Source organism: Weissella sp. DD23, from assembly GCF_001579105.1.
GTDB lineage: Bacteria > Bacillota > Bacilli > Lactobacillales > Lactobacillaceae > Weissella > Weissella cibaria.
The window spans coordinates 20,569-29,855 of the sequence record NZ_KQ970396.1; the positions used below are offsets into that span (position 1 = coordinate 20,569).

Sequence of the window (9,287 nt, forward strand, 5' to 3'; positions counted from 1 at the left end):
GATGTGCTCCAACAAGCCAAGTATTACGGCTTGTCAGACGGGTTAGTTGCTAAATTGTGGGATGAAAAGTACGAGGCAGTACGCCGTTATCGTTGGGATAATGGTATTTTGCCAACCTACAAGGCGTTTGAACCATCGGCGGGTGAGTTTGAAGAGTCAGTTTCGCAGTTTTATTCGACTTTCGAATCCGAAAACGAAAGTGAACGCTTAGGTGACGATTCGGCTTTGATTATCGGGACTGGCGCCTTTCGTTTAGGTGATGGTGCCGCAGCCTCATATGTGATGGCGACGGTGGCTGATGAACTTCGAAGTCAAGGTTTAAAGACAATTTTGATGAATAATAATCCGACTGATTTAACTTTCATACCGCAACTTGGTGATAAGCAATATTATGAACCGCTTGAAATTTCAGACGTGATGAATGTGATTGAAATTGAACAACCAACCCGTGTGTTCGTCCCTGGCAATCGCATTAAGCTGATTACCCAGTTACGTAAGATGGGGGTCAATGTGCAAGTGATTGCCAAAGAAAAATACTTGCCAAGTAGCATGTTGAGTGAAGGTGAACAGACAGTCGTTAATTATTTCTATGACGGGGTTGAATTGCACATCATCGGGATTGGCCATCAAGATAATGGCGGCATTTTATTGGATCAGTCTGCTATGACGCCTTCATTATGGGAAACTTTACCCCGGCCGGAGCTTGAAATCGATACGCCGGGCATGTACCAATTAATTGTTGATCGGTTACCAATAGATGGCGAGATTACTGCGGCCGATATTCGGCCTATGCCATTCACACATATTGCCTTTCTAGATAAGGTGACGGGTGTATCCTGGTTGCGACTGGTCGTACGGTATATGCTTGGGACGCCATCCGCGTCTGATGAGCAGTTGGTTGATCAACTCATGACATTACAATGGCGTCTCAAAACGGCACGTCTGCGGTATCGTGATGCGGATTTTGCCGAACATCTCAATACAACGCAAACGTTAGATAATGGACGCTTTGCAATGGGCGCAACGTATCAGGTGCTATAAGCAAACTTAAAGATAATATGGTAAACTGATACACATAATAAATTTTTGAAAGAAGGAATTTTTCCATGTGGAAGAAAGTAGTGGCTATTTTGGTTGTCGTTGCGGCAGCCTTGGGATTGGCTGTTTGGGGTGTAGGCCCTAAGTCAATCGCAACTACCGATTCAGGAAGTATTTCGCAAGCGGACTACTACAAGAAGTTAAAGAGCACCACTGAAGGACAACAACAATTGGCTAACATGATTATCCAAAAGGTGTTGGATAAGAAGTATGGTGACAAGGTATCGTCAAAGGCAATTACAAAGCAATATGATGACGTGAAGGCGCAATACGGTTCACAATTCTCAACGGCTTTGGCTAACAACGGTATGACGGAAGACTCATTCAAGGAGTCTTTGGAGTTGCAAGCTTTGGAGAAGGCCGCGGTTGAAGCAAACTCAAAGTTTACGACAAAGCAATTGAAGGAACAATACAAGAACTACACGCCTAATGTGAACGTTTCTGTTATCCTGGTTTCTTCAGAAGATGAAGCCAAGGATATGATTTCTAAGTTGGACGATGGTGATAAGTTCGCCACGTTGGCTAAGAAGTACTCAACAGACTCTTCAACTAAGGACAAGGGTGGTAAGATGGACGCCTTTGATTCAACCAACACAACTTTGGAAGACGACTTTAAGACGGCTGCTTTCAAGTTGAAGAAGGGTGAATACACAAAGACGCCTGTTAAGTCAGATACGTACTCAGGTTACTTTGTCATTAAGATGGATTCACGTGATGACAAGAAGTCATTCACAACTTTGAAGTCTAAGATGAAGGAAATCTTGGTGACGAACGAGATGTCTGATTCATCAAAGGTGCAAGCGATTATTGGTAACGAATTGGCTAAGGCTAACGTTAACATTAAAGATTCACAATTGAAGAATGTTTTGGCAACGTACACGCAAGCCGCTGCAACTGCTAAGGCTGCTAAGACGTCATCTTCTTCATCTGAATCTTCATCAAGCAAGGCATCTTCAAGTGCAAGTTCAAGTGAAGCAAGCTCAAGTTCAGCAGCTTCATCTGAATCTTCAGATAAGTAAACTAAAAGAGACCGGATTTTTCTGGTCTCTTTTTTTGTGCGCTAAAAATAAAACATTTTTGAATTACCTTGAAATATCATTCGGGAATAATGTACAATAATGAATGTTAAAAACGTTTCGTTCGTGTTTACGAATTTGAGAGGGGTTATATTATGATTGATCGCTACGCGCGACCTGAAATGCGTCACATTTGGTCTTTGGAAAATCAGTACCAATCATGGTTGGATGTTGAAATTGCTGTGACGGCGGGCTGGGTAGCAGAGGGCCACGTGCCTGAAGCGGACTTGGCAGCTATTCGGGCGAATGCTCGCTTTGACGTCACTCGCATTGCGGAAATTGAAGAGACAACGCGCCATGACATGGTAGCATTTACCCGAAATGTGTCTGAATCATTGGGTGAAGAACGGAAGTGGATTCACTATGGGTTGACGTCAACGGATGTCGTTGATACAGCGCAAGCTTTACGTCTACGCCAGGCAAATGACGTTATCAAGGCGGACCTGGTGGCATATCGTGATATTTTGGGTGAACTCGCCCTTCGTTACAAAGATACTGTGATGATGGGACGAACTCACGGTGTACACGCTGAACCAACAACGTTTGGTTTAAAGATGGCTCGTTTTTATCAGGCGGCCAAGCGTGACATTGATCGATTTGAACGAGTTGCTGAGCTGGTTGAGACTGGAAAGTTATCAGGTGCCGTGGGCACGTTTGCGAACGTACCACCAACTGTTGAAGAAGTTGCGATGAACGAATTGGGCTTAACGCCCCAACCCGTTGGCTCACAAGTGTTACCACGCGACTTACATGCGGATTATATGACGACAATCGCCTTGATCGGGACGACCTTAGAAGAAGTTGCCACCGAAATTCGTGGGTTGCAACGGTCTGAAATTCACGAAGTTGAAGAAGGCTTTAAGGGTGGCCAAAAGGGCTCTTCAGCGATGCCACACAAACGTAATCCGATTGGATCTGAAAATATTGTTGGTTTGTCACGTGTGCTACGAGGGTATTCAGTTACGGCGCTGGAAGATGTTACGTTATGGCATGAGCGTGATATTTCTCATTCGAGTGCTGAACGTATTATTTTGGCAGATGGTACAACGGTGCTAGATTACATGTTGCATCGTTTGACAGGTATCTTGGCTAATTTACAAGTGTTCCCTGAAACGATGAAGACGAATATGACCCGCACGTATGGGTTAATTTATTCACAGCGGTTGTTGTTGAAATTGGTAGATGCAGGCATGTCACGTGAAGCGGCTTATGATACTGTACAACCATTGACGGCGAAGTCTTGGGATGAACAAAAGCAGTTCCGTGATTTGGTGGATGCCGATCCAACCATTCAAAGTAAACTGACGGCAGCTGAAGTTGATGACGCATTTGATTATCATTGGCATCTCAAGCATGTTGATGACATCTTTAAGCGGGTTGGGTTACTGTAATTTCCCAAATGGCTAATCTTCAAATATTTTTGGTAGCGCTTTCTTCTGTGTTTAGGTATGATATAAGCAATCACAGATATGGAGGAAATTACTGATGGCATTGGAAGATCAAGTAAAAGGTAAGTTCGATGAAGTCTCAGGTAAGACCAAGGAAGTTGCTGGTGCGGCAACTGGTGATGCAAAACTAGAGGCTGAGGGAAAGGCCCAAGGTTTAACCGGTAAGGCGCGTGAAGCGCTAGGGGATTTGAAGGACAAGGCCGAGGATGCGGTAGATAATCTGAAGGACAAGTTCGATAAGAAGGACTAACAATCATGAGACACACCCGAATTATGGGTGTGTTTTTTATTTACTTTTTGTAAGCGAATGAATAAATATTGAATAATCTGTGAACACGTTAGCATTGCGTTGCGCAGAGAATGCCCAAAAACAGGCGTTTTCTGCGCTTTTTGTGTTAATTGTAAATGGGGTATACGTATATTTATTGGAAAAGGCGTGTTGACAATTCGATGAAAATAAAATACTATTTGAATATCGAATATTTCGATGTTCGAAATACTTTTTGGAAGGAGCGGGACTATGGCAGTTTTGACAACCACGGAAATTATGGATTTGATTCCAAATCGTTATCCAATTCTATATATGGATTACGTTGATGAGATGGTGCCTGGTGAGTCATTGATTGCGACAAAGAATGTCACTATTAATGAACAGTTCTTTCAAGGACATTTTCCAGGTAATCCAGTTATGCCTGGGGTACTAATTATTGAGTCGCTTGCACAAGCGGCATCTATTCTGATTTTGTCATCACCACAGTTCGTCGGTAAGACGGCTTACATGACGGGTATTGATAATGCCAAGTTCAAGCGCATGGTTAAACCAGGCGACGTCTTGAAGTTACACGTAGAATTCGGTAATCTGAGAGAGAACATGGGAACAGTAAACGTCAAGGCAATGGTAGATGGCAAGTTAGCAACTAGTGCTGAACTGATGTTTGTTGTTTCACCTGAAGAGAAATCGGCAGATAATGCCAAGAGTGAGACGGAGAAGTAAGTATGGCAGCTAGTGAAGAAGCATCATTCGAACAGATTAATGAGGCATTGGTCAACGTATTTAATAACGTTGTGTGGATTGAGGAAGCCTCATTACGCGAATCAAAGTTCAATGACATTACGATCAAAGATATGCACACGATTGCGGCAATCTCGATGTATGAGACCCGGACCGCATCGCAAGTTGCAGAAATGGTGCACTTAACACCAAGTGCTATGACGAGTGTTATTGATAAATTAGTCAAAAAGGGCTATGTCGAGCGTCATCGTGATGACAATGATCGACGGGTTGTCCATTTGGCGCTGACTCACAACGGACGTACAGTTTTCCGTGCCCACGAGGCTTTTCACCGCGGTATGGCGCACTCATTATTTGATTCTCTATCTGATGATGAAACCGAGGCGGTGAAAAAGGCCGTGCTTAATTTGCAAGAATATCTTCACGAGCTAATCCAGTTCTAAGAGAGGGCGATATGGAAAGATTTACCATCGTCCAGTCAGCGCGAGTCGTGCCAGAAAGGGTCGTAACTAATGATGAGTTAGCGACATTTATGGACACATCCGATGAATGGATTCAACCGCGTACCGGCATTCGCCAACGGCATATCGTATCGACTGAGGATACAAGTGATTTAGCAGTTGGTGTTGCAACAAAATTATTGAATCAAGCTGGTTTAACAGCTGATCAACTAGATTTCATCTTAGTGGGAACAATGTCGCCTGACACGTTATCACCAAGTGTGGCACAAATTGTGCAAGGAAAGATTGGCGCTACGAATGCTTTTGCTTGGGATCTAAGCGCGGCATGCTCAGGGTTCGTTTATACGTTGAGTATGGCGAGCGCGTTGCTGACAACACGTTACCAACGCGGTTTAGTTATCGGGGCAGAGGTGTTGAGTAAGCTAGTTGATTGGGATGACCGATCAACAGCCGTGTTGTTTGGTGACGGTGCGGCCGGGGTTTTGCTTGAACGTACTGGAGCAGAGACAGGCTTACTAGCTGAATCATTGAAAACCTTTGGTGAACGCTCAGAATTCCTGACAGCTGGTCAACAACGAAACGCAAATTATTTTGCGGGTGAGTTAAAGGCTGCTGATCCGTATTTTAAGATGAATGGTCGTGAAGTGTATAATTTCGCGACACGCGAAGTGCCGGCGGTCTTAAACGAGGCGCTTGCAAAAGCAAGCCTCACACCTGATGAGATTGATTATTATCTGTTGCATCAGGCAAATGGACGAATTGTTAGCAGTATTGCGAAGCGATTCGGTCAGCCAATCGAAAAGTTCCCAACGAACATGGCGTTATATGGTAATACTAGTGCAGCTAGTATCGGTATTTTACTTGATGAACTGCGTGAAGCTGGGACGATTAAACCAGGGCAAACAATTGCGATTGCCGGGTTTGGTGGTGGCTTAACGGTTGGTGCCTTGATTATCAAGGTGTAGTTTTTTTAACCATTTTTGTATATGACCTATACATTTAAATTATCGAATTATTAAACAAAAGAAATAGAGGACAATAACATGACTGAAGCAGAAATTTTGAACAAGGTAACTGAAATCTTGGTAGACCAATTTGACTTGGAAGATGGTGAAGTTAAGCCTGAAACGAATTTGACGGAAGACATCGACGCAGATTCATTGGATTTGTTTGAAGTGTTGAACCGTGTTGAAGACGACTTTGACATTAAGTTGGCTGTTGCTGAAGAAATCCAAACGGTACAAGACTTGGTTAACAAGGTAGCTGCACAAGTTAACGCCTAAATATTCAGCACCAAGAGAAAGGAACCACAAAATGAGCGTTAAGCTAAATAATCCATTATTTGAAAAGTTGGGTATGAAGTACCCTATCATCCAAGGCGGAATGGCCTGGGCGGGTACGGGACATCTTGCTGGTGCCGTCTCTGAGGCTGGAGGTTTGGGAATTATCGGAACAGGTTATTGGAAGGCTGACAAGGTGCGTGAAGAAATTCGTCGTGCTCGTCAGGTGACTGATAAGCCGTTCGGTGTCAATGTGATGTTGCTATCACGCCACATCCGTGAAGTTTTCGATGTCATTATCGAAGAGGGTGTGCAAGTTGTGGCAACCGGTGCAGGTGATCCATCACCGTTTATTGAAGAGTTGCACAGCCACGGTATCTTGGTTATCCCGGTTGTTCCATCTGTTGGTTTGGCCAAGATGATGGAAAAGAAGGGTGTCGATGCAGTTGTTGCCGAAGGAATGGAGTCAGGTGGTCACATTGGTATGTTGACGACGATGACATTGGTTCCACAGGTGGTCGACGCATTGAACATTCCAGTTATTGCGGCGGGTGGAATTGCAGATGGTCGTGGTGTTGCTGCGGCCTTCATGCTAGGCGCCTCTGGTGTTCAAATGGGAACACGCTTCTTGGCTTCGGCTGAGTCAGAGGTCCATGAAAACTTTAAGAATGCTGTTGTGAAAGCAAAGGATATCGATACGCTTGTGACGGGAGAGTTACTTGGTAACCGTGCTCGTGTCTTGAAGACTAAGATGTCAAAGAACTTTGTAAAGCAAGAGCGCATTGAAATTACAAAGCCAAAGCCAGATGCAGATGCAATCGAAGAACTTGAGAATGGGTCTCTTCGTCGAGCAGTGCTTGATGGTGACAAGGAAAATGGGGCCTTCATGGCTGGCCAAATTTCAGGAATGATTCATGAGATTAAGCCAGTGGCTGAAATTCTAGAAGATGTTTGGTCACAAGCTGAAGACTTGTTGAAGTAACCAAACAACGAGGTAAAAAACATGAAACTAGGACTATTGATGAGCGGGCAAGGGGCGCAACAAGTTGGCATGGGTGCTGATTTGTATGCCAGTCTGCCTAAATATCAAGAAACAATCGACCATGCGAGTGAATTACTTGGCTACGATGTGATGACGACTATTGTGAATAGTGAAGATAACATCAAGCAAACGAAGTACACACAACCTGCTATTTTGGCAATGAGCATGGGCATCTACAATGCTTTGTCAGATGTGATGCCTGAACCAGCCGGTGCATTGGGCCTGAGTTTGGGTGAGTACAGTGCATTAACAGCCGCTGGGTCAATGACATTTGAGCAAGGTATGGCCATTATTAAGGATCGCGGTGCTTATATGCAAGCCGCCGGTGATGCAAACCCAGGTAAGATGGTTGCCGTAATGACGGACGATCAAGACTTGGTTGTTGCAACGCTTGAAAAATTGCAAGCTACTGGAAAGCGCGTGTACCCAGCGAACTTTAACACGTTTAATCAATTGGTCATTGGTGGAATCGAAGCTGATGTTGATGAGGCAATGGCCGCATTGACTGAAGCAGGTGTCTCACGCATGGTCGAATTGCCAGTTTCAGGTGCATTCCATACACCATTGTTGCAAACGGCTGCGGATCAACTGGCAGATCGTTTAACGGATGAAACGTTTAGCGCACCAACATTTGCGGTGTACTCAAATACAACGGGTCAAAAGTTTGACGATGTTAAAGCGACTTTGTTAAAGCAAATTACGTCACCAACTTATTTTGCACAAGCATTGCAAGCAATGGTTGATGATGGTGTTGATACGCTAATTGAGTTTGGACCAAGTGATACCTTGATGAAATTCGCAAAGAAAATTGTTGGTAAAGATATCAAGCGCTACTGCGTGAAGGATTTGGCCTCATTTAATGAAGTTCGCGATATGTTGATTGCGGCACAGGAGACAGTGTAATGGATTTAACAGACAAGAATGTGTTGATCACGGGATCGACACGTGGTATCGGTTTAGCGGTTGCAAAAGCCTTTGATGCGGCTGGGGCTCGGGTAATTTTACACGGGCGTTCGGCCGTTAGACCAGACGTGATGGCTGAGTTTGGTGAAAACACACTCGCTATTACAGCGGATATTGCTGATGAGGAAAGCGTTAATAACGCCCTGACTGGTTTGTTTGAAGAAATTGATGGCATTGATATTTTGATTAACAATGCTGGAATTGTTGACGACAAATTGACAATGGGCATGAAGCCAAGTGAATTCGCAAACGTTGTGAATACAAACTTGAACGGTACATTTAACGTGACGCAGCCAATCTTTAAGAAGATGTTGCGTGCCCGCTCAGGAAATATCATCAACATGGCATCTGTTGTGGGGTTGATGGGAAATGTTGGCCAAGCAAATTACGCAGCGTCAAAGGCTGGAATTGTTGGTTTGACAAAGTCATTAGCTAAAGAAGGCGCAATGCGTGGCATTCGTGTTAATGCGATTGCACCGGGCATGATTGTATCAGACATGACAGATGCGTTGTCTGACAAGGTTAAGGAACAAGTCCTAGAGGCTGTGCCTTTGAAGCGTTTTGGAAACGCGACGGAAATCGCACAAACTGCCTTGTTCTTGGCTCAAAACGATTACATCACTGGCCAAACAATTACGGTCGATGGTGGGTTGTACATCTAAGGAAAACGGATACGACTTGATGCACTTATTCTTTTACAACTTATTAATAAGTCGTATCCAAGCTTTAGGAAAGTAGAGGAGAACAACATGACACGAGTTGTCGTAACAGGTTTGGGTGCAGTTACACCCGTTGGTAATACAGCAAATGATTTTTTGGATGGAATTTTTAACAGCCAAGTTGGAATTGCACCAATTACAAAGTTTGACGCAACTGAGACGGGTGTCACAGTTGCTGGTGAAGTGAA

At 44.1% G+C, this 9,287-nt stretch carries 11 protein-coding genes and 1 pseudogene; all 12 read left to right on the forward strand.

Annotation, left to right across the window (positions count from 1 at the left end; genetic code table 11):
* Window positions 1-1,041: pseudogene (locus WEIDD23_RS09395) on the forward strand (carbamoyl-phosphate synthase large subunit); the annotation flags it as partial.
* A gap of 65 nt (window positions 1,042-1,106) precedes the next feature.
* Window positions 1,107-2,117: a peptidylprolyl isomerase gene (locus WEIDD23_RS09400; protein WP_010374188.1), complete on the forward strand. Its 1,011-nt coding sequence runs from the start codon at window positions 1,107-1,109 to the stop codon at window positions 2,115-2,117.
* Between the two features lie 152 nt (window positions 2,118-2,269).
* Window positions 2,270-3,565 carry an adenylosuccinate lyase gene (purB, locus tag WEIDD23_RS09405; protein ID WP_010374187.1) on the forward strand — a complete coding sequence of 432 codons (1,296 nt, stop codon included), beginning with the start codon at window positions 2,270-2,272 and terminating at the stop codon, window positions 3,563-3,565.
* Between the two features lie 94 nt (window positions 3,566-3,659).
* Entirely contained in the window at window positions 3,660-3,872 is a 213-nt protein-coding gene (locus tag WEIDD23_RS09410) for a CsbD family protein (protein ID WP_010374184.1), read from the forward strand.
* A gap of 270 nt (window positions 3,873-4,142) precedes the next feature.
* Window positions 4,143-4,616 (forward strand): 3-hydroxyacyl-ACP dehydratase FabZ, encoded by a 474-nt coding sequence (gene fabZ, locus WEIDD23_RS09415; protein ID WP_010374183.1) that lies wholly within the window; start codon window positions 4,143-4,145, stop codon window positions 4,614-4,616.
* A gap of 2 nt (window positions 4,617-4,618) precedes the next feature.
* Window positions 4,619-5,077, forward strand: a complete 459-nt coding sequence (locus WEIDD23_RS09420) for a MarR family winged helix-turn-helix transcriptional regulator (RefSeq protein WP_010374181.1) — start codon at window positions 4,619-4,621, stop codon at window positions 5,075-5,077.
* 11 nt (window positions 5,078-5,088) lie between these two features.
* The gene (locus tag WEIDD23_RS09425) at window positions 5,089-6,060 is read left to right on the forward strand and encodes a beta-ketoacyl-ACP synthase III (protein ID WP_010374180.1); all 972 of its coding nucleotides are present in this window, start codon (window positions 5,089-5,091) and stop codon (window positions 6,058-6,060) included.
* Window positions 6,061-6,138: 78 nt separating this feature from the next.
* Window positions 6,139-6,378: an acyl carrier protein gene (locus WEIDD23_RS09430; RefSeq protein WP_010374178.1), complete on the forward strand. Its 240-nt coding sequence runs from the start codon at window positions 6,139-6,141 to the stop codon at window positions 6,376-6,378.
* A 31-nt stretch (window positions 6,379-6,409) separates the two neighbouring features.
* On the forward strand, window positions 6,410-7,357 hold the full coding sequence (locus WEIDD23_RS09435) for a nitronate monooxygenase (RefSeq protein WP_010374176.1): 948 nt from the start codon (window positions 6,410-6,412) through the stop codon (window positions 7,355-7,357).
* 21 nt (window positions 7,358-7,378) lie between these two features.
* Window positions 7,379-8,320 (forward strand): ACP S-malonyltransferase, encoded by a 942-nt coding sequence (locus WEIDD23_RS09440; protein ID WP_060655412.1) that lies wholly within the window; start codon window positions 7,379-7,381, stop codon window positions 8,318-8,320.
* Window positions 8,320-9,042, forward strand: coding sequence for a 3-oxoacyl-ACP reductase family protein (locus WEIDD23_RS09445; protein WP_010374173.1), 723 nt, complete (start codon window positions 8,320-8,322; stop codon window positions 9,040-9,042). The genes WEIDD23_RS09440 and WEIDD23_RS09445 overlap by 1 nt, the downstream gene beginning before the upstream one ends.
* An 87-nt stretch (window positions 9,043-9,129) precedes the next feature.
* Window positions 9,130-9,287: beta-ketoacyl synthase N-terminal-like domain-containing protein (locus tag WEIDD23_RS14855; protein WP_278279498.1), on the forward strand; the 158-nt coding region annotated here is incomplete at its 3' end.

Excerpts from the sequence above, each read along its gene's own strand:
- WEIDD23_RS09400 (WP_010374188.1), top strand. The coding sequence starts at position 1,107 with ATGTGGAAGAAAGTAGTGGCTATTTTGGTTGTCGTTGCGGCAGCCTTG.
- purB (WP_010374187.1), top strand. The coding sequence starts at position 2,270 with ATGATTGATCGCTACGCGCGACCTGAAATGCGTCACATTTGGTCTTTG.
- fabZ (WP_010374183.1), top strand. The coding sequence starts at position 4,143 with ATGGCAGTTTTGACAACCACGGAAATTATGGATTTGATTCCAAATCGT.
- WEIDD23_RS09435 (WP_010374176.1), top strand. The coding sequence starts at position 6,410 with ATGAGCGTTAAGCTAAATAATCCATTATTTGAAAAGTTGGGTATGAAG.
- WEIDD23_RS09425 (WP_010374180.1), top strand. The coding sequence starts at position 5,089 with ATGGAAAGATTTACCATCGTCCAGTCAGCGCGAGTCGTGCCAGAAAGG.
- WEIDD23_RS09430 (WP_010374178.1), top strand. The coding sequence starts at position 6,139 with ATGACTGAAGCAGAAATTTTGAACAAGGTAACTGAAATCTTGGTAGAC.
- WEIDD23_RS09445 (WP_010374173.1), top strand. The coding sequence starts at position 8,320 with ATGGATTTAACAGACAAGAATGTGTTGATCACGGGATCGACACGTGGT.
- WEIDD23_RS09420 (WP_010374181.1), top strand. The coding sequence starts at position 4,619 with ATGGCAGCTAGTGAAGAAGCATCATTCGAACAGATTAATGAGGCATTG.
- WEIDD23_RS09440 (WP_060655412.1), top strand. The coding sequence starts at position 7,379 with ATGAAACTAGGACTATTGATGAGCGGGCAAGGGGCGCAACAAGTTGGC.
- WEIDD23_RS09410 (WP_010374184.1), top strand. The coding sequence starts at position 3,660 with ATGGCATTGGAAGATCAAGTAAAAGGTAAGTTCGATGAAGTCTCAGGT.